This is a genomic window from Microcoleus sp. CAWBG27, from assembly GCF_020883145.1.
Classification (GTDB): domain Bacteria; phylum Cyanobacteriota; class Cyanobacteriia; order Cyanobacteriales; family Microcoleaceae; genus Microcoleus.
On the sequence record NZ_JAHREU010000017.1, the window covers coordinates 56,449 to 77,058 of the forward strand.

The window sequence follows — 20,610 nt, forward strand, 5'->3', positions numbered from 1 at the left end:
ATTGTCCTTCAGAAAGAAGCCGTTGAGTGTCTCGCAAAGGTAGAATTAGCGCGTAGAAGTTATTTGACACAGCGGAGGTACCGACAAGATGCTTGCATACATTCTGGCGTTGGCGGTCGGTCTGGGCAGCTTTAGTATTTACATGGCGGCCTTCTTTTTTCCAGAGGTTCACCGGAAAAGTGATTTTACCTGGAGCGGGGTAGGACTTTTTTATGCGTTAATTTTATGGACTTGTGCGGGGCGAATTACTGGTGCTCTCCTGCTTGGTCAAATGGCGGGTGTGGCTCTGCTGGGCTGGTTTGCCTGGGAAACTCTGACTTTGCGCCGGCAGGTGACGCCGGTGGCTCAGCAAACGCCGATTCCTCAGGCGGCGAATTTGGCCGGGGCGATGGGCGGGCCTTTATCCGGTTTGTTTGGTAAGAAACCTGAACCCGCAGCTAAAAAACCGAAGTTTGTTCGATCGCCCAAACCAAAAGCTGATGCTGTTCCAGCACCTGCGAATCAGGGCCAGGCAAAGGTAGAAGCACAACCGGCGACTGGGCAAATCGCTGAGATTATTCCCGAAAGCATTCCCGAAAGCATTCCCGAAAGCATTCCCGAAAGTGCGATCGGCCCTGACTTAAAAACTCCCGACTCAAAAGCACCCGCAATTACAGAAATACCGGTGTTTTCGGTTGACAATGCTCCTGCTGAGACTTCACCAGCCCCAGCAGAATTAGCCAGCAACTTCACTCCTTTGCCTTCACCTCTAGAATTTTCAGAAATTGCGGCTGCACCAACGGTAGAGCCAGCAGAGGCTCAGCCAGAAGCCAAAAAGCAGGCTGATGATGATGACGATGATGATGATTTTGACCAGATGTGGAGATCGAGGGCTAAAGAGTCCCAGTCTGATGCTACAACGGCGGCCCCAACGGCGACAGCAACCGCAACCGCAGCCCCAACGGCAAACCCAACTCCTGCCAAAACAGCTAAAAAATCAGGCGGTTTCGGAAGTCTGTTCGGGAATCTCAAAAATAGTCTCGGCGGTATGTTGGGACGGGGTGCGGCTAAAAACAAGCCTGATGCAAATACTCCGGTGACAAAGCCGAAAGTGGCACCTGAGTCGATCGCACCTGAATCTCCTGAATCTAAGGTAACGACAATTCCTGCACCGGATATCGACCAGATTCTCGAATCAGAATTAGCCGAGGCTGCGGCCGAAGTCGCAGCCGAAACCAGCGAAGCAGTGCCGTTTCCCACCGATGTGGAAGCAATGGCCGAGTTGATAGCAACAGAAACTGCGGCGAATTCTGCCAAAATAGGGGAAAGTTCGATTTTAGACGACGGATCGCCGGCACAAAGCCAAACAGATCCGTTGGCTCAAGAAACACCTGCGGATGCGGTTGGTGAACCCAAAGCAGCAGCAGGCGCAACCGAAGCAGAATCTCCTGCTGTATCTCTAGAAATGACTGTGGTGGAAATCGTTTCAGCACCGCCTGTAGAGATAGAAGTACCCGGAGAACCAGGGTTGAGCGTTCAGGTAGAAACGGTTTCAGTATCAACAATCTCGATCGAATCCACAGAAGAAAAACCCTCGTCTGACGGAGCGCAACCGGATTTAGTTGAACAGGCCAAACCAGCCACTGAATCCAAGTCTGAGAATGTATCCGGCGAAGATAGGCCGTCATCTTGAGGCAAAAAGCAAAAGGTAGAAACCAGAATTGTTTTAATTCTGTCTTCTACCTTCTTCTGTCTTCCTTTTAGGACTTAGGTGCGGGTGGCGACAAATCGGGTTTTCCCTCAAAACCAATTCGTTGTCACCCCTAGAGCCAATAAAAAAACCATTTATTTGGTCAAATTTTGTAAGCTATAAATCCTAGATTTTAAATTTTTCCTTGTTCCTTATTCCTTTTAAATTTTTCGTTGTTCCTGTTTGCTTCGGTCAACCGTCAACTATCAACTATCAACCGTCAACCGTCAACCGTCAACCGTCAACCGCCCCTACCAACTGTCAACCGTCAACCGTCAACTGTTTTTACATTCTAAATTAATATTATGAAAGCAATTATGGTCGTGGGAACAACATCTCACGCAGGAAAATCTTTACTGGTTGCAGCATTGTGTCGAATCTTTTCTCGGCGAGGCTGGCGGGTAACTCCGTTTAAAGGTCAGAATATGGCACTGAATTCCTATGTCACAGCCGCCGGCGGAGAGATTGGCTATGCTCAAGCAGTGCAAGCTTGGGCTGCGGGCATCGCACCTTGGGTAGAAATGAATCCGATTTTGCTCAAGCCGCAAGGAGATATGACTTCTCAATTGATTGTCAAGGGCAGGGCGATCGCAAATGTGCGAGCATCTCAATATTACGAGCAGTATTTCGATCTCGGCTGGCAAGTGATTCGGGAATCTTTAGAATTTCTCGGTCAAGAATTTGACATGATTGTGTGCGAAGGAGCAGGAAGTCCAGCAGAAATCAATCTCAAACACCGCGATTTAACTAATATGCGGGTAGCAAAACATCTGAATGCTCGGACTTTGCTAGTAGTTGATATCGATCGCGGTGGCGCTTTTGCTCACATTATCGGTACTTTGGAATTGCTCGATCCTGACGAACGCGCTTTAATTAAAGGATTCATTATTAATAAGTTCCGAGGCCAAAAATCGATTTTAGATCCGGGCTTGACTTGGCTGGAAGAAAGGACGGGAATCCCCGTAGTTGGGGTGATTCCTTGGATAGATGAAGTGTTTCCCTCGGAAGATTCCCTCGATTTACTCGATCGGCGTTCTCCCAATTCTCAAACCGACTTGAATATTTCTGTCATCCGGCTGCCCCGAATTTCCAATTTTACCGACTTTGACCCCCTGGAATCGGAAACCACTGTCACTGTCAAATATATCAGCCCCAAAGACCCGTTAGGCCATCCAGACGCCGTGATTTTACCAGGATCTAAAACTACAATTTCAGATTTGCAGGTGCTGCGCCAAACAGGCATGGCAGAAGCGATTAAAAATTACTTAGTAGCTGGCGGTACAGTCATGGGAGTTTGTGGTGGCTTTCAGATGCTGGGAGAAAGTATTACTGATAGAGAAGGCCTTGAGGGAGAAAAGGGAGAGTTCAAAGGATTGGGGTTATTGCCTTTGAAAACTGCGATCGCACCAAACAAAATTGCCCGCCAGCGGATCGTAACATCTAACTATCCTCAACCGGGTTTACCAGTTTCCGGTTACGAAATTCATCAAGGAAGAACCCAGATGATAGAGTCAGATTTGACTCAACCGTTATTTGACGATCCAACTTTAGGAATTGTCAACACTTCTCAATCAGTTTGGGGGACGTACCTGCACGGCATATTTGACAATGGAGCTTGGCGGCGGGCTTGGTTAAATCACTTGCGCCAACAGCGGGGACTCCGTGCATTGCCCACAGGTATTCCGAATTACCGAGAACATAGAGAAACTCTATTAGAAACTCTAGCAGATACAGTGGAAAAGCATTTGGATATCAAGCATATTTTAGGTTAGTTGACAGTTGACAGTTGACAGTTGACAGTTGACAGTTGACAGTTGACAGTTGACAGTTGACAGTTGACAGTTGACAGTTGACAGTTGACAGTTGTTTGTTAGAGCGGAGGTTATAATTTAAATGACAAAAATTTGTTTTTTACCAATCGTAGGGTGCGTCGCCATGAAAAAAACCTAACTAAGTACCAAAAATCTCAGAGCGACGCACCTGTGGTTGATAGTTCTTATCAATAAACCTCAATTTTTTTGAGAGCAAAACTTGGTAAAAAATGTGTTATGGCCTTTCTCAAAAAGATGAGGTATGACTGACAGCTTATATAACCACTTAAAATAAGAGGGCTAAAGCCCAACAACGTACCCCATCTTTCTGAGAACCGCTATATCAAAAGGAAAAATTAAATGATAAAGATTGTTTTTTTGCCAGATAATGTGACAGTCGAAGCAGAAGCGGGAGAGCTTTTGCTAGATGTAGCCAAACGTGCAGGGGTTTCTATTCCTACTGGTTGTATGATGGGTTCTTGTCATGCTTGTGAAGTAGAAATTGATGACGGGGAGGCGATTTGTGCTTGTATTTCCGGCATACCTTCGGGGAAAAAGCAAGTTACAATTAATGTGTATGTCGATCCGACTTGGTAATCGATATATTTTTTAATGGCATCTTTGTATGAGCGATCGACAATTTAAGCCCTGTCCCATCTGTTCCATCCTATCGCCATATTGGGATCGACATCCCCGTCTAGTATGTTCGACTTGCCGTAGCAAAGCCTGTGACAGTCAAGGGCGCAAGGTACAATTTTTTAACAACTCCATGGATGGAGGTGTTGAGGCTGTCGTAGTGGATACTCAAGAAGAGTATCCCAGCCAGCTTTGCTATATTGAAGGGGTCAAGTGTTGGGCCGAGGAAGGGAGATATGGCGGTATTGCGATCGAGGTGTGCGATTGATTGATACGCCGTTGTTTCTGACTGCCTTGTAATTGTCAAGTAGGGTGTGTTAATGTGCAGAAATGCGATCGCACTTTTAAATATTTCAATCGTCACCCACAGATTCGTTCGTAGTGCGGACTTAAGTCCGCATTTCTGAGGACTAAAGTCCTCACTACAAACTAATCTTATCGGTTCGTAGTGCGGACTTTAGTCCGCAGAAAGAAGGACTAAAGTCCTCACTATAGCATTTATCAGAAAGATGAGGTATGAATGTAAATGGAGTTTTTGATGCGACCTCGCTTACTATATAATCACTCTCAGAGGGCTGAAGCCCAACAACGTACCTTACCTATTTGAGAAAGGCTATACTAACCGACTACTACTTAATTATTTTTGCCATTCTTGCTGTTTTTTGCGAGCAGATTGCAGCCATTTTTGAGATTCGGGATAAACAGTTGTCCCAGGTTTGACAGATTCTAATTGATTGATAATCTGTTGCAATTGGCTGAGGGCGTAACCAGGATTTTGACTGGGAGAATTTACATTATTTTGCAAGTTAGCAAACAAACTTTTAGCTTCTTGTAAAGCTTTGGCAGAATCTTTTTCTGCTTGGACTCTAATCTGGGAAATTCCTAAATTTTTCTGGTATTGGGCGAGTTTGGTTTGAGCATCGAGATAGCCCGGGTTATCGACAGGAATCATTTTCAGTCGGTTAATTGCTTCTTCCCACAATCCTGCTATTTGTTCCCACTGTGCGGCTGGATGTGGCGGTTTTTGGGAGGCGACGGCGGCAGAAAGAGCAAATTCTTTGGCTGCTTCAATTAAGTTGTCGGCGTGTACCGAACCGGTGGCGATTCCTCCCATTGCTTGAAAATCTCTCTCCGCTGCTTGGAGTTTTTTCTTAGCAGTTTCTCCGGCGAGGGTGTCGGCGGGGATTTGATTGAGTTTATCGATCGCACTTTGCCAATTTCCAGTCGCTTTTTGCCTGTCGGCGGCAGTTTTCGCTTGCTGGTACTGCTGTTTTGCGGCATCGAGAGTTTGTTCGACTTGATTTAACTCAGCAAAAGCATTTTTTTGCTGAAAAATTTGAGCATCCATCCGCCCGATATTTTTGCGGGCGGCTTGAAATTCATCCACTGTAAAGCGCCAAGTGCAGCCGGAAAAAGAGCAATAAGTTTTTGGATAGTAGCCGAGGAACCACACCGGCAAAGCATCGAGGTGTTTTTGAGCTTGTTTTACTTTCGTGTCGCCATATTCAAAATCTGCCGCAGCCGTAGCTTTGTTAACCAGTTGATCGGATTGTTCCACGAGGGCGATCGCCTGTCGGTAATTGTAATCCATACTAATAAAGCTAGGCAGCAGCAGGATCGGCATAGTGTTCGCCACGGGCCACCGAATCATCGGGAAAGGCAGGTTAATCAGCCAAATTATCCCCCCTGCGCCACCCAGCAAACCGCCAACCCAGATGATTTTATCAAACAATCCGGGCGCGCGGTTGGCTTTGACAGCAGCTTTGAGAGCTTCTTCGCTGAATGTGGGAAATTCGTCTTTGAAAGTATCGCGGATTTCTTCTCTGGATGCGAAAGTGCCGTTTTGCGATCGCAATTTCTCCAGCCGCTTCATCACCATCTTGCGGTAAACCCCACCCGCTAGAGCATCATCAGCCGCGCACTTGTCAACTTCCGCCCGTAAAATGTCAAAAGCTCGATCGGTAAGACGCCCCATAAAACTCACCTATTCCCTTTTAAATTATTCTACAGGCTGCTAGACGAGATAATTGTTAAAATATATAAAGCCCAAATCAAATCATCAAAATTAACTTCATGCCAACTGCTTTAATCACCGGTGCTTCAGGTGGAATAGGCGCAGCCTTTGCCGTCGAATTAGCTCAACGCCAGCACAATCTAATCTTGGTAGCTCGTTCCGAAGCGAAATTGCAGCAGCTAGCGGCTCAACTGCAACAGGAATTCAATATTTTGGTCGAAATTATCGTTCAAGATTTGACTGCGCCAGGAGCCACAACTGCTGTATTTGATGCGGTTATTCAAACAGGTTGGACGGTTGATTTGCTGGTGAACAATGCGGGTTGTGGAGATTATGGCGCTTTTGCCGATCGCCCTTTAGCAAAACAAGTAGGAATGGTGCAACTGAATATTGTAGCGTTAGTTGAGCTATCGCACTTATTTTTGTCGGGAATGCGGGAGAGAAAATCGGGAAGTATCATCAATGTTGCTTCTATTGCAGCCTTTCAACCGATGCCGTACCTATCAATTTACGCCGCAACTAAAGCTTTTGTGTTAAGTTTCAGCGAGGCAATTTGGGCGGAAAACAAAGATTTAGGAATTCGGGTTTTAGCACTTTGTGCGGGCCCTACAGAATCCGATTTTTTTAAAGCAGCAGAATTTCCGGCATCCCTAGCATCTAGCAGCGGGCAAAAACTCGTCCCCGCTGATGAAGTAGTGCGAGATGCACTCAAAGCTTTAGAGAAAAATCAGTCCAATGTCGTGACGGGCGGATTCCCGAATCCTCTAATCGTAAATATGCCCCGATTTATGCCGCGAGAACTTGTGGTGAACTCGATAGCCAAGCTATTTCGGCGCTAACAATTTGCAGTTAAGTTAAGTCCGCCCGTAACTCAAGTTCCGGGCTAATAGCGAAAGTCGCTTGAAACCGACTGGATAGCTAGATTAAATAATCGCAAATTTCCTATCCCATTCGGTCAATTGCTCGCAATACAAAAGGTTTGTAGTGAGGACTTTAGTCCTCAGACAAATTAGGTATGTAGTTGCGCTTCAGCGCTCTTTCCTAATATTATAAAGAGCGCTGAAGCGCAACTACGTACCTTGGCCGAAGCTTGAGCGATACTTTTAGTAGTTTTATATATCCTATCCCAACAATAAATTAACCCTGGACTTTCGCTGTGAGACAGGGGTTTTTAACCCCTGTCTGACTCCAGCACTTACCCGCATCTCAATTCCCAATTCTCCGAATTACAAGTATCGAGTTAACTGCACTCGATAGCGTTCTTTTTTAGTAATCATAACTTCCCCAATTTCCAATCTTCCCTTACCAGTAACAGCGATTAAATCTCCCGACTTAACGTTATAACTAGCTTGGGTGATGTCTTTCCAATTAACTCGCACGTCACCTCTGTCAATGAATTCAACCATTTTGCTGCGAGACATGGCGAATCCAGCAGAAGCCACAGCATCCAATCTCATCGATGCTTCAACGGTTGTCATTTCTTTCTTTTTCGGTTCTCTAATTTTTAGTTCGCTTAACTCAATGCGCCGAGTTTTAACGGGAACCGATCGCACTTGCTGCAAACTCATCTCCAGATACTCTACCATTTCGGGCATGACGATCGCCTGCGCGCCCCGTTCCCCCAAGACAATCACATCGCCGGTTTTCTCGCGGACAATTCCCGTACCCAGCATTGCGCCTAAGAAGTCGCGGTGACTGGCGGTGTCAAACAAGAAATTGCCGGCTATCTCCACCGCAGCCACGCTAACACTCCCAGAGTCGATCGGGATTTCCGATCGGGCGATCGCAATTCTCTGCCTTTCACCCTGGGGATAGCCGCCCCAAGCCACCAATTCCACATCAGTCAAGCGCTTAAATACCGTCAGAGTGTCCGCCAACTCCGGCGGCGACAGAAAATCAGTCAGAGTAACTTCCCAAGTTTTAATTGCTTGTTCAGCTTGGTCTAATGCCCGCGCCACACATTCGCGGTTTTCGATGCCTTTTAACAGTTCTTCTTTTTGTAACATCAGTCAATTTTAGATTCTAATTTGAAATTGCCTTCATGTTGCTGTAGTAACTCAAAAGTCTACTTCTTTAACAGTCCCACTACTTTAATTATAGTCTAAGATCGTCAAATAATACCAAGCATCAAAAATTGTTGCTACGTTTAATAACCGTAGCAACAATTAGCTGTTATTGCCTGAACTCCCCGCCGGACACGGCAGCGCCGTTTCCCGACAGGTGAGATTCTTTAATTAACGAAGAATGGCGGTTGAAAAACCCGGTTGATGCGTCCAGGAATGTCAGCAATTAGGCATGAACCATTAGATATTGACCGTTGCCGTTATATTCACCATCGCAACTGGCGAAATTAGCAACAAACCAAATCAAGTAAAACCGCCAGATTCTGCGGAATTTGGCATAGTCGATGCCGTAGTCTAAATCTTTGACTATCGGCTGAGAGTCATCAAAGTTTTTCAGCCAGTTAGCAAAGGTTGTAGAGTAATTGTAACCGTTGAGATACCATTGTTTGATGGTTTTGAGGTCTTTGTTGTGGCTGGGAACGGCATCGTATTTCCAGTAACGGCCGTGGGGGAAAATGTATTTGTGGGTGAAAACGCTGGAGATGTTGTTAGGAGTACGAACGGTGATGATGTGAATGAATGCGCGGCCGTTATCTTTGAGGAAAGAGGCGAGCTTTTGGAAAGCTTTGGTTAAATTACCGACATGACAAAAAACTCCGATCGAGAGAATTTTGTCAAATTTGGTATCGAATTGGGCGTCGTTCAAATCGCCTTCAAATAGAGTGAATCGACCTGAACTAAGGTAGCTGTCGGGATCTTGCATCCTGTGACGCATATATTCGCATTGATGGTGGCTGAGATTAATGCCAGTAAACTGGACATTGGGGAATTTGGAAAGAATGTAATTGGGAACGCAGCCCCAACCGCAGCCAAAGTCTAAAATGCGATCGCCATCCTGAATCTCTAGTTTCTCAATTACATCATCAATCATCTGAATTTGGGATTGTTCGAGGTTGGCTGCTCCTTTTTCCCACAATCCCATGCTGTATTTCGGATAAATCAGTTTGCTCTCGCCTAACATGGGATTCAGCATAGCTTGAGGCAAGTCGTACTGAATTTTCATTAAATCTCGCGGGCTTTCGGCTGTATGCTCTGTTTCTTTGAGTACCCATTCGTAGGGTGCGAGCAGAGAGGGAAAATACTTAAAAAAGACGGGCATACAGGTATCAAAAAGACTTCGCAATACAGAATCCGGTACTTCTAAGCCGTTGATATAAGACTCTGCTACTGCCATTTGCACCGCGTTAACTGCACTGACTGCGACGCGGGTTGCTCGATAGGCGATCGGGCTTTTGAGATGGATATTTCCCACCAGCGGGATGTGCTGTTCGATGTTTTGTAGGGCTGTTGATGAACTCATGGTTATACGGGTTTTAAAGATGCTGCTATTCTATCTCAAGCAAATTTGCTGGCGGTTAGAGAACCCAACAGCTAAAACTATTGCCAAGTATGGTTTGCATAGCAAAAATCTACAAACCTATCAAAATATCGGGGGGGTGAAGGAGATTCGATAACGGATTTAAAGGGTTTTGAGCTATCATAAATTTATTAAGAATTATGTCAGTTAATTTAAAATTTTAGATGGGAGATTTGAGACTAATTCCACAGACTTTAATGAAGCTTGAATTGAGGTGTTTTGAGGGTGCGATCGCCGATTTAAAGCTGAGTTTGTTTGGCGGTTGAGTGGACGGCACGAGAAGCTAATGCCGATCGCCATTTATACTGAAGGAATCAGGCAATGCAGAAAAAATGTCGAAAAACCGGGTTTGCATAGAGAGTCGTTGCAATAACAGATGTCCGCTTCATGCCTCGCTACTTAGTTAGAAACGCCACATATGCCACAGATTCACTATCTGCCGGACGATCGCGCGATCGAGATAGACGACGACGATATAATTCTGGAAGCTTCCCTGCGTGCAGGTATTCCCCACACCCACGCCTGTGGTGGTAGTGCGCGGTGTTCGACTTGTCGCGTCTTGATAGTCGAAGGTTTGGAATTTTGCTCGCCCCGCAATTCCGCGGAAGATGAGCTCGCGAACAAACTGCGCCTAGATCCCGAAATTAGGCTGGCGTGTCAGACACAGGTTGCGGGCGGGAAGGTGATTTTGCGCCGTCTGGCGATCGATTCTGAAGACTTAGAAACCTTTAACGACGAAATCGCCGGAAACTTCATTTCTGCACCTGTGGGCCAAGAAAAAAAAATAGCAATTTTGTTTGCCGATATTCGAGGGTTTACCGCCTTTGCAGAATCGCTGTTACCCTATGATGTAATTTATATTTTAAATCGCTATTTCCAAAAAATGGGTTATGCGATCAACCGCAACGGCGGGATGATTAATAATTATATGGGCGACGGTTTTATGGCGCTGTTTGGGTTAGAAAACTCAGAGAAGGCAGCGGAACAAGCGGTGAGGGCTGGGGTGGAGATGCTGGAGGAATTGGACAAACTAAATCCTTATTTTGAGACTTTATACCATCACCGGTTGCGGATTGGGATTGGGATTCACTGCGGTTTGGCGGTTGTGGGGAATCTGGGGGCCCAGAAAAATCAGACGGTAACGGCGATCGGGGATGCGGTAAATTTTGCCAGCCGGATTGAAGCTGCAAACAAGCAAGTGGGAACAAGTTTGCTGATTTCCGAGGAAACTTATGAGGAAGTGAAGGAATTGGCGATCGTCAACCAGTGCGTATCAGTTAAAATTCCCGGAAAGAGCGGCGAATATCCGCTTTACGAAGTTGTCGGAATGCCACCGCTACCAGTAGAAATTGAGGAGATTTCCCAGGTTAAGAAAAGTTCAGTTTTGCAGCGCATTTTCAAGAGTTTAATGGGTTTATTGGCTGCGGTACGGAATTGGGCTCGGAAAAAATTTAGATTGTGAAACTTAGATTGCGATCGGCATATAGCGGTTCTTAAAAAAGTGAGGTACGTTGTGAGGTACGTTGTTGGGCTTCAGCCCTCTGAGTTTAAGGGTTATATAAGCTGTCAATTATACCTCATCTTTTTGAGAAATGCTATACATCGGTAATCCTTTACCTACCTGTTATTGTGTTGTAAAAAAATGGTTTGTAAAAAAATTAGATGCTCCCGGAGCGCTTTCATCGCAACTACGTACCTTTCGGAGCGCTTTCATCGCAACTACGTACCTGGAAGGTTTACTGATAACCAGCTTACAGGTATTTGAGATAAAATCATAACCGCAGATATCTGCGGTTATAAAATCAAATCTTAAGCCATCACCATGCCACCATCGACATTAAAAACTTGCCCGGTAATATAGGCCGCCGCCGCATCCGCCGCCAAAAACTTCACCATCCCCGCAACTTCGTCAACTTCGCCGTATCTTCCCAGCGGAATGTACTTCAAAATATCGTCAGATTTGACATCCTTGGTCATATCTGTGGTAATAAAACCCGGTGCAACTGCATTTACCGTAATCGCACGACTTGCTAACTCTTTTGCCACAGTTTTTGTAAATCCAATTACTCCAGCCTTCGCCGCACTGTAATTAGCTTGTCCGGGATTTCCCATTTGACCGGCAACCGAAGCAATATTAATAATTCGGCCGCTGCGCTGTTTCAACATGATTTTACTAGCAGCTTTTGTACACAAAAATACGCCGGTGAGATTCAAATCAATCACTGCTTGCCAATCTTCTAGCTTCATCCGCAGCAGCAATGTATCCCGGGTGATGCCGGCATTGTTCACCAAAATGTCAATTCGTCCCCATTTTTCCATGACATTGCTGATGAGTGCATCCACTTGGTCAGTTTTGGAGACATCTGCCCCAAGGGCCACAGCTTCTCCGCCTGCTGCAATAATTTCTGCTACGGCCTCATCAGCCGCAGCGCTGGAACTCGCATAGTTAACGGCGACTTTAGCGCCTTCTGCTGCTAAGCTTAGAGCGATCGCCCGCCCGATTCCCCGCGATGCACCGGTGACAACTGCAACTTGACCCCGCAATCGCTGATATGTCTCTGGCAATAATTCCATAATTCTGTCCTCAAAATCTATGCTCACAGAATTCTGCACTAAAATCGATCCAGAACCAAAAAAATTTATACTGACTTACTGAGTTCAGTTTTGAGTATTAGTGTCAACCAACACGTCAAATCTAGTGCCGGTCTACTGTCTGACGATTAAGGCCTAGATCCCCCTAGCCGAGGGCGGGCACGGGGGCACCGCCCCTACAGAAGAGGGGAACCGGAGGTGCTCAAAGTCCCCCTTCTTAAGGGGGATTTAGGGGGATCGAGACTCGATTAAAAGCGAGATTTCTCAAGGTTTTTAGTCTTAATTTGACACTAATTGAGTTGTCGCAATTCCCTACTCGTTAACCCTTCGGGTATAATGGGCGTCCCTTTACCACATTTTTAAGATGGCAGTTCAAAAACAGTTCAACAGTTTTGAAGAGTTACTATCGAGCTCCGACTTGCCTGTACTGGTAGATTTTTATGCTACTTGGTGCGGGCCTTGTCAGATGATGGTGCCGATTTTAGAGCAGGTGAGCGGTCAGACCAAAGATAAGCTCATGGTTGTTAAGATTGATACGGATAAGTACGAACAGTTGGCGTCGCAGTTTCACATTTATGCTTTGCCGACTTTGGTGCTGTTCAAAAATGGTGTTGAGGTCGATCGCATTGAGGGAGTATTGCAACCGGCGCAGTTGATCGATCGACTGCAACCTCATTTGTAGGTTGGTAGTCAGGACTTCACTTTTATCTGAAAGGACTAAAGTCCTTACTACCAACGAGGAAGTTAGGTTCGTAGTAAGGACTTTAGTCCTCTTTTGGAAGGACTAAAGTCCTCACTACAAACCAATTGTGCATTTTTGTCTTATGAAAACTCCCAGTCACGCGATTATCAATCTAGCTATTCTGGGTAAACCGCAACAGCCGCAATTTAATCTGATTATTGCGATCGGCGGAATCTTACCCGATATCCCGATATTTTTATTTTACTTTTGGGCGAAGTACATTGCTCGCTTGCCGGAAGCTAAAATCTGGTCGGAAGCATACTATGAGCCTGTTGTCCAGAATATTGTGGCTTTGTTTCATTCTATCCCCCTAGCTGCGATCGGCTGGGTAATTGCTTATTATTTTGGCTGGCAAAGCGTGCAAATTTTGTTTATGAGCATGATTCTGCACTCTTTGGGAGATTTGCCAGTGCATAATGACGACGCTCACCGACACTTTTTCCCGTTCAGTAATTACCGTTTTATCAGCCCGCTTTCTTATTGGGATAGAAATCACTACGGCTCGATCGTTTCTTTTGTTGAAATGTTGCTAGTGTTGCTGTCATCCTATCATGTTTTTGGTTTGATTAACTCTTATGTTGGCAAGGGATTGTTGATTTTAGTTAATTGTTTTTATTTAATTGGATATGTGTTGTTTTACGTGCGGTCTATAATTAAAATTAGTTTTCTGTAGTGTGGAATTATATCCTGAAATTCAAAGGTTCTGCTGTACCTCATCAAGCGTGAGAAGCGCTAGAGATTTATAGTGCTATTTTATGAAGTCGATCTAATACAAACCGTTATTGCACTCGATCGAACGCGATATCAAATCCAGACAGAGGCGATCTGGAATGTCTAGTTAGGGCTTGCTGAATAATCGATCGCAAACCAATACCAGGAGCGATCGATCTATTCTGATTCTTCGCGTTTGCGTTTTTCAATTTCTGCGATCGGCAACAATAAATTCTCCTCAATTTCTTCTCGCACACTACGGCTAACGTAGCAATCGCTATCGAGGCAATCTAGTAAGAAATTATTAGCCTCATAGTATTCTTTAAGCATTTCAATCTGCTGTTTGCTGAACTGCCAATCACAACCTAATCGACGATATTTAATCATTATTTTTCTTAGCTGCTCAGTCCAAGTCGATTGTACATTTTCCCAAATTTCCTGAAATTGTTGTTTGTTTTCTTCAGGATCTGGGAAATCAGGCAGAGATTTTATAAGTGCTTCAAAGTCATTTTTTAATGAATATCTGAGATTGTAGTGTTGAACTATATCATTTACTAGATTGGCGAGCGCATTTTTCGGTGAGAACCAACAGCAGTTACTAAAACTAAATAATCGATATAATGCTACATCGAAGTCTAAACTAAAAATACCTTCCATACCATCACGCGAAATTCTAAATTTATCCATTATATCTATAGGTTCATCTTCATAAAAAATATGCAATCCGTAAATACATTCAAGACAAAAGTAAAAAACTCTGAGAGCAACAGGCTGATGAAAATCATCGTTGACTTTTAAAGATTTTAAGTGAACCCAATACAGAAAGTCTTGCAAGGCACTATCTACAGACATTATGGAATCAACTTTTCTCTTCATCAACAACAGAAGTGTAGTTGATTCTGGCAACATTTCAATGGTTAATAAAAAAACCTCACGCCAGCGAACTTCTGTCAAACGTTCTACTAATTTATTCAGTATTGGATCGTCTATTGATGAAAAATTGCATTGAGCAACAATATATTTTGCAGTAAAGTATTCATGGAACGTGAGGTGCGAGAAGGAATAGATGCTACGGGCGCGTTCCACAAATAAGCCATGCTGTGCCTCAATAGATTTTAGGACAACTTCGCTGTCTAGATCGAGGGTTTGCTCATCAGTGCTAGCTCCGGGTAGGTTTTCAATGAATTCGCGGATTTGAAGCTCAATACCTTTTTGTTTGAAGAAGTAATTTCCAGCTTCAAAAGTACGATAGGCAATCTGGCTGAGTAAGTCTTCTTTGCGTTTCAGGGACAACTTTTTGTAGACTTCATCGCGATCGATATTGCGTTTGATGTCCCATTTTTTTAGCAACACATCTACGCCGTTTTGATAGAGTTCGGCACGGTTGGCGGGAAAATCACCAGAATCTTCAAACACTAAGCACAGCAGAGTAAGCAGCAATGGATTGGTTGCCAGTTCGTAGATAGGTGGGTTTTCTCTCAGTTTTTGGATAAAGCGATCAGCTTTGAGTGTATCCTGTTTGCAATGAAACCATTTCTTGGAGAAGTCGGCAATCTGAACATCATCGAAATCGGCAACTTCAACTTCTGTAAACTGTTGGAAAGTGTATTCGCGAGCAGCGATGCGACAGGTGATAACAAAGGCATTGCGGGAGTAGTTATCGGCGAATTGCTGAATTTGGCGCAGGACTCGCTTAGCATCAGTTTCGCGCACTTCATCTAATCCATCCAGGAAGATTAGAGTGCGTCCGTTTTCTAAGATTTGTTGAGTGGGTGTTGGAGTTTGTAAGGATGAAAAATTTTTGATTTCTGCGGGAGACGAAATTAATGAATTAATGTATGATATCAAGTCTGGTTGTCCATCAGCTTCAGCAAAATCTTTGAGAGTGATGAAAATAGGAACGCGATGAACTTGGAGTACGCTGCCAATACATTGAATTGCCAAATGCTTGAGGAAAGTAGTTTTTCCTGCACCTGGTTTTCCAAGGATCATCAGTTTGTTGTGTTTTTCAATAGCTTTTAATCCCGGAACACGCTGCTCTTTAACAGATCCAAGGCTAAAGCGATCGAACTCTTGTGGTGAAACTTGTTGTGGTAGTTGAGAAAGCTGTAGTCGTTTGCGTCCAGTAATTTTTTCTAGAATGTTGACGTGGGTATAAATGTCGTTAAGTCCGATTGGTTGGTTCATGTCTAACACGCGCATCGTGCCACAACGTTCTTGAATGATTGGACGAATGCGCTGGCGCATCTCTTCCACCAACTCATCAATCCCACTTACCTTGTTGCTGAAACCTAAAGTTTCAGAAAAGTTTGATTTCTGATATTCATTCAGTAGGAAATCGTGCAGTTTTCGGAGTTTACCCGGTCCTTTACCACCTATGCTGAACTTTCTATACACTCCGTTCATCCGGGTTCCAAATGCGGATTCCGAGATAAACATAGTTTCTGCAATCTCTAAATTACTTTCCTTGCCACTAAAACGTGCAACGAAAGCTTCCTCTTGTTCAGGAGAGAGGTCATACTTCTTAGCTAGTTTGGCAAGAAACTCACGCGGTAACGACTGCATTGATTGAGATTAAAGCTTTACAGCTATTCTAGCGACTAATTTGCGATTCTTGGAGACAAGTCAGTCAAAGTCAGCCAAAGTCAGCCTAATGTTTGGATAAAATCTCTCAAATCCTGTTGGGATAGTGGATTTATGCAATTCACAAGAGGTCTAAGCGATGTCTGGCAACAACAAAAAGAAATGGCTTAAGGTAATCGAGTTTGCTATGGTAGGCATTGCTACTTGGCTCAATCCCCATGCAGGATTTTTGCTCTTTCTGCTCCGGTTTTGCTTTCAAATCCTGGCAGCGTTACAGAAAGATGAGCAGAGTGAAACAGACACAAGCAAACTAACAAGCCTGCACTTGCGCGATCGCAAGTAATACTAAGGGGGAGCGATCGCGTGCAGGTCGCTTCCTCATATCAATACTTCGGACAGTTTTAGATCTAATCGAGTATCTCAAACCCTTGATGGCTATAGGGATGGGTATTTTTTCAATCTTTGAGTCTAGCCCGCTCGTTTCAAAAAACCATTAAAAATGCCAGGGCTTACGCTGTAAGGCTTACAGAGTCGTTAAAAAACTGTCCGAAGTATTGTCATATTTCACTTACATTAAAATAGAAAAAGACATTTCAGATCGATTCAAGCGATATCTCGATCTTTAACAATTTCCCAATTTCTAATTATTAGCTGCGCCGAATATTAAAACAGCACCAATCTTCGCGCTTCCACAGAGTAGCTACAATCCAGCCGTGTTGTTCGAGAGTGTCTGCAATTGGTTTGGCTTGTTCGAGTAAAATGCCGCTGAGAACTGCCCAAGTGCTCGGCTTGCTAATGGCGGTGAACTGCGGGATTAAATCAATGATTACTTCTGCTAAAATGTTGCACATCAAACCGTCGATCGGGCCGCCCGTCATTTCGATCAGCCGATCGATACTTCCGAGTTCTGCCACCAACTGCTGCGGGTTAACGCGGTTGAGTTGTCGGTTGCTGATGGTCGATCGCACTGCCAAAGGATCTGTATCCAAAGCATAAACTTTTGTGGCGCCCAACAACACAGCGCCGATCGACAAAATACCCGATCCGCAGCCGATATCAGCAACTATACATTCTTTGTCGTCAAAACCGAGGCGCATTTCCAGCGACTCCAGACAGAGTTGAGTCGTAGCGTGAGCACCCGTACCGAAAGCCACACCGGGATCTAAACGCAAGATTACCCGATCGGTATCAGTCGGTGGGGGCAGCCAAGCCGGATTAATTAAAAAGCGATCGCCCACTTCTTGAGGCTGCCACTGCTGCTTCCAAGTGCTGCCCCAATCTTCATCTTCTATCAAATCCCACTGCATCGCAGGCAAGGGCAAACCCGCACACAAAGCATCTTGGCGCAGCCACAAAGACAGCGCCGCCAAATCCAACAATCCCGCTTGTTCCTCGGGCAAATAAGCCGACATCAGGCAGGAATTGCTTTTAATCTGAGTGGCAGTTCCCCGACAGTTAAACCGTTCCAGGCGCCAAAAGATGATATCTTCCAGCGCCGGATCGCAAAGAATTCTAATTTCCCACCAGCTATGTGCCATGACTATTTTAGATTTTAGATTTTAGATTTTAGATTCGCCCGTCAGGAACTGGATACTGGGAACTGAAGAGTGAGAAATGACGATTGACTAATAGAAAAATTCCAGCTTTTTTGCCAATTAACAATGACCAATCACTTATTACCAATTATTCAGTCCTTGCATCCAAAATCTAAACCCCAAATCCTTCAAAGAGTTAGCGTCTAAAGATTTTAGATTTTAGATTTTAGATTGGTAACCTAAAAAATCTAAAATCTTTTAAAGAGTTACCGTTTAACGATTTTAGATTTTAGATTGGGGAACCTAAAATCTAAAATTTTTTAAAGATTCACAGTTTAACGATTTTAGATTTTAGATTGGGGAACCTAAAAAATCTAAAATCCTTTAAAGATTCACCGTGTAAGCATCCCGAATCCCAGGAACTTTCATAATTTCAGCCAATATACCCTCTGGCAGAGGGTCATCAAGGCTCAAAACCATCACTGCATCGCCTCGCACGATTTTACGGCCTACTTGCATACTGGCAATATTGACATTAAAACTGCCCAATTGGGAACCAATTTTGCCAATAATCCCCGGCATATCGCGGTGCAAGGTAAACAGCATATGGTGCGTCGGGCAAACGTTGACTGGGAAATCGTCAACGCTGGTAATCCGAATTTCGGTTTCGCCGAGGACTGCACCCGTGACTGTGTGTTCGCCGAGAGTTCCCTTTGCCGAGAGGCGCAGAGAGCCTGTGTAGTCGCGGATTGAGGCGTCTCTGGTTTCCACGACGCGAATTCCGCGTTCTTTGGCTTCAATGCTGGCGTTGACGTAGTTAACGCGCTCTCGCAGGGCTTGGGAGAGCAGGCCTTTGAGAGAGGCGACGACTACGGGCTGGCTTTGGTTGCTGGCCAATTCGCCTTGGAGTTGGACGTTGAGGTAATCGACTCGGCCTCCGGCTAGCTGGCTGACGAGGTTGCCGAGGGTTTCGGCGAGTTGCAGGTAGGGTTTGAGTTTTTCGATCGAATCTGGGAAGATTCCTGGTATGTTAACAGCCGATCGCGCCGGCAGTCCCAACAACACATCACGAATTTGTTCGGCAACATCGATCGCCACATTCACCTGAGCTTCAGCCGTAGAAGCTCCCAAGTGAGGCGTCAGCACGATGTTTTGCCCGACATTCCGCAATGGAGAATCAGCTTCCAGCGGCTCATGTTCGTAAACATCGATCGCTGCACCGGCGATTTGACCTGATTTGATAGCTTCTGCGAGGGCTGCTTCGTCGATGATGCCACCTCTGGCGCAGTTAATGATCCTGGCCGTGGGCTTCATCTTCGACAGCACCTCAGCGTTAATTAAGTGCAGAGTTTCCGGCGTTTTGGGGATGTGCAGGGTGATGTAGTCGGATTCGCGCATCAACAGTTCGAGCTCTACCAAGCGGCAGCCCAACTGTTCGGCTCTTTCAGTAGAGATGAAGGGATCGTAAGCGAGCAGTTTCATGCCCATTGCTTTGGCTGCGGTGGCGAGGTGGGAGCCGATTTTGCCCAAACCGACGATACCGAGGGTTTTTTTGTAAACTTCTACGCCGATAAAGCGGTTGCGCTCCCATTTACCGCCTTTGACGGAGGCGTTGGCTTCCGGGATGTGGCGGGACATCGATAGCATCATGGCGATCGCGTGTTCGGCTGCTGCGATCGTGTTGCCTTCGGGGGAGTTGACGACTACAATTCCTTTGCGGGTAGCGGCGGGGACATCGACATTATCTACGCCAACGCCCGCTCTACCGATGATTTTTAGTAGATTTCCGGCTTCAATGATTTCTTTGGTAACTTGGGTGCCAGAACGGATCATTAAAGCATCGTAATCTGGAATAATTCGCACGAGCTCTTCGGCTGAAAGCCCTGTGTTCACGTCAACTTGTGCGACTTGGGAGAGGATGTCAATACCGGCTTGGTCGATCGGATCGGATACTAGAACTTTAGGCATAGCAAGCAATTGAGTGCAATAGTAAAAATAGGCCGAGCGTTGGCGAGCTCAAAGTTGAGACTTATGACTTAGAGCAGAATCTAACAGCTCAGCTCAAGCTTGCCTTTGTGCAGTTTGAATTGTATCCGTATTCGGTCAAGGTCGGTCATTTTTGCTTGAAATATTTTACCTTTGCGGGCGATCGTCCTGGGCGATCGTCTTAAAAACGCTCAATTGCTTAGCTAGCAAGTCTTTTCAGGCTATAATGAATTCCGGATATTGAAGCCTAACTATCAGGAATTATTTTGATGAATTATCTTATCGCCGTACTGCCCGATCGAATGCAAGCCGAAGCAGCCTATTGCGCCCTCGAAAAAGAAGGCTTACCCATGAAGCAAGTCAGCATTTTGGGACGGGGCTACAAAACTGCTGATGAATTTGGCTTAATCGACCCCAACCAGCAAGCAAAGAAACAAGCTAAACTCATGGCTGTTTGGCTGATACCGTTTGGCTTTATTGCCGGCGTTACTTTCAGCTTGATGACAGAGTTGAAGACTTTTGCATGGGCGGGCGAAATTGGCGATCACGCGATCGGCGGAGTGCTAGGTGCGATCGCAGCCGGAATGGGCAGCGTTTTTGTCGGCGGTGCGGGAGGAATGGCCTTTGGTAGCGGCGATGCTTTGCCCTATCGCAACCGTTTGAATGCGGGCAAATTTTTGATTGCAGTTAAAGGTACTGACGATTTAACCAATCAAGCTGCTAATATTTTGCAGCAATTTGAACCGGAAAATATGCAAGGTTATATAGAGAGTTAAGTTCCAAAATAGACG

General features: G+C 45.2%; 17 protein-coding genes. 9 read left to right on the forward strand and 8 right to left on the reverse strand.

What is annotated here, in order from left to right; genetic code table 11:
- Positions 1-88 precede the first annotated feature (88 nt).
- The 3 genes from QZ938_RS12495 to QZ938_RS12505 all read left to right on the forward strand — a co-directional run bounded on the left by QZ938_RS12495 (position 89) and on the right by QZ938_RS12505 (position 4,137).
- The gene (locus tag QZ938_RS12495) at positions 89-1,672 is read left to right on the forward strand and encodes a Ycf66 family protein (protein WP_293351704.1); all 1,584 of its coding nucleotides are present in this window, start codon (positions 89-91) and stop codon (positions 1,670-1,672) included.
- A gap of 362 nt (positions 1,673-2,034) precedes the next feature.
- Positions 2,035-3,501, forward strand: a complete 1,467-nt coding sequence (gene cobQ, locus QZ938_RS12500) for a cobyric acid synthase CobQ (RefSeq protein WP_293148861.1) — start codon at positions 2,035-2,037, stop codon at positions 3,499-3,501.
- Between the two features lie 399 nt (positions 3,502-3,900).
- Entirely contained in the window at positions 3,901-4,137 is a 237-nt protein-coding gene (locus QZ938_RS12505; RefSeq protein ID WP_293148863.1) for a 2Fe-2S iron-sulfur cluster binding domain-containing protein, read from the forward strand.
- Between the two features lie 100 nt (positions 4,138-4,237).
- Here the strand turns inward: QZ938_RS12505 and QZ938_RS12510 are convergent, their stop codons facing one another.
- Positions 4,238-4,540: a hypothetical protein gene (locus QZ938_RS12510; RefSeq protein WP_293148865.1), complete on the reverse strand. Its 303-nt coding sequence runs from the start codon at positions 4,538-4,540 to the stop codon at positions 4,238-4,240.
- A 273-nt stretch (positions 4,541-4,813) separates the two neighbouring features.
- Positions 4,814-6,151, reverse strand: a complete 1,338-nt coding sequence (locus tag QZ938_RS12515) for a hypothetical protein (protein ID WP_293351706.1) — start codon at positions 6,149-6,151, stop codon at positions 4,814-4,816.
- A 98-nt stretch (positions 6,152-6,249) separates the two neighbouring features.
- Here QZ938_RS12515 and QZ938_RS12520 point away from each other — a divergent pair, with 98 nt between their 5' ends.
- A complete protein-coding gene (locus QZ938_RS12520) occupies positions 6,250-7,029 on the forward strand; it encodes an SDR family oxidoreductase (protein ID WP_293351708.1) in 780 nt (259 codons plus the stop codon).
- Positions 7,030-7,416: 387 nt separating this feature from the next.
- On the opposite strand, the gene QZ938_RS12525 is transcribed toward QZ938_RS12520, so the two are convergent.
- Together QZ938_RS12525 and QZ938_RS12530 are read right to left on the reverse strand one after the other, a co-directional pair.
- On the reverse strand, positions 7,417-8,196 hold the full coding sequence (locus tag QZ938_RS12525) for a photosystem II S4 domain protein (protein WP_293148871.1): 780 nt from the start codon (positions 8,194-8,196) through the stop codon (positions 7,417-7,419).
- A 283-nt stretch (positions 8,197-8,479) separates the two neighbouring features.
- Complete coding sequence (locus tag QZ938_RS12530) at positions 8,480-9,613, reverse strand: class I SAM-dependent methyltransferase (RefSeq protein ID WP_293148872.1); 1,134 nt, start codon at positions 9,611-9,613, stop codon at positions 8,480-8,482.
- A 475-nt stretch (positions 9,614-10,088) separates the two neighbouring features.
- Here QZ938_RS12530 and QZ938_RS12535 point away from each other — a divergent pair, with 475 nt between their 5' ends.
- Positions 10,089-11,132, forward strand: coding sequence for an adenylate/guanylate cyclase domain-containing protein (locus QZ938_RS12535; protein WP_293351710.1), 1,044 nt, complete (start codon positions 10,089-10,091; stop codon positions 11,130-11,132).
- A gap of 347 nt (positions 11,133-11,479) precedes the next feature.
- Here QZ938_RS12535 and fabG read toward each other — a convergent pair whose 3' ends face one another.
- Entirely contained in the window at positions 11,480-12,244 is a 765-nt protein-coding gene (fabG, locus tag QZ938_RS12540; protein ID WP_293351712.1) for a 3-oxoacyl-[acyl-carrier-protein] reductase, read from the reverse strand.
- A 382-nt stretch (positions 12,245-12,626) separates the two neighbouring features.
- Here fabG and trxA point away from each other — a divergent pair, with 382 nt between their 5' ends.
- The gene (gene trxA / locus QZ938_RS12545) at positions 12,627-12,944 is read left to right on the forward strand and encodes a thioredoxin (RefSeq protein WP_293148879.1); all 318 of its coding nucleotides are present in this window, start codon (positions 12,627-12,629) and stop codon (positions 12,942-12,944) included.
- A 142-nt stretch (positions 12,945-13,086) separates the two neighbouring features.
- Positions 13,087-13,677 carry a hypothetical protein gene (locus QZ938_RS12550; RefSeq protein ID WP_293351714.1) on the forward strand — a complete coding sequence of 197 codons (591 nt, stop codon included), beginning with the start codon at positions 13,087-13,089 and terminating at the stop codon, positions 13,675-13,677.
- Positions 13,678-13,892: 215 nt separating this feature from the next.
- On the opposite strand, the gene QZ938_RS12555 is transcribed toward QZ938_RS12550, so the two are convergent.
- The gene (locus QZ938_RS12555) at positions 13,893-16,280 is read right to left on the reverse strand and encodes an NACHT domain-containing NTPase (RefSeq protein ID WP_293351716.1); all 2,388 of its coding nucleotides are present in this window, start codon (positions 16,278-16,280) and stop codon (positions 13,893-13,895) included.
- A gap of 157 nt (positions 16,281-16,437) precedes the next feature.
- Here QZ938_RS12555 and QZ938_RS12560 point away from each other — a divergent pair, with 157 nt between their 5' ends.
- Positions 16,438-16,641 (forward strand): hypothetical protein, encoded by a 204-nt coding sequence (locus QZ938_RS12560; RefSeq protein WP_293193830.1) that lies wholly within the window; start codon positions 16,438-16,440, stop codon positions 16,639-16,641.
- Positions 16,642-16,945: 304 nt separating this feature from the next.
- Here the strand turns inward: QZ938_RS12560 and prmA are convergent, their stop codons facing one another.
- The gene (gene prmA, locus QZ938_RS12565; RefSeq protein WP_293351718.1) at positions 16,946-17,836 is read right to left on the reverse strand and encodes a 50S ribosomal protein L11 methyltransferase; all 891 of its coding nucleotides are present in this window, start codon (positions 17,834-17,836) and stop codon (positions 16,946-16,948) included.
- Between the two features lie 381 nt (positions 17,837-18,217).
- Positions 18,218-19,801 (reverse strand): phosphoglycerate dehydrogenase, encoded by a 1,584-nt coding sequence (gene serA, locus QZ938_RS12570; protein WP_293148883.1) that lies wholly within the window; start codon positions 19,799-19,801, stop codon positions 18,218-18,220.
- Between the two features lie 287 nt (positions 19,802-20,088).
- Here serA and QZ938_RS12575 point away from each other — a divergent pair, with 287 nt between their 5' ends.
- Complete coding sequence (locus tag QZ938_RS12575; protein ID WP_293148885.1) at positions 20,089-20,595, forward strand: hypothetical protein; 507 nt, start codon at positions 20,089-20,091, stop codon at positions 20,593-20,595.
- Positions 20,596-20,610: the final 15 nt, after the last annotated feature.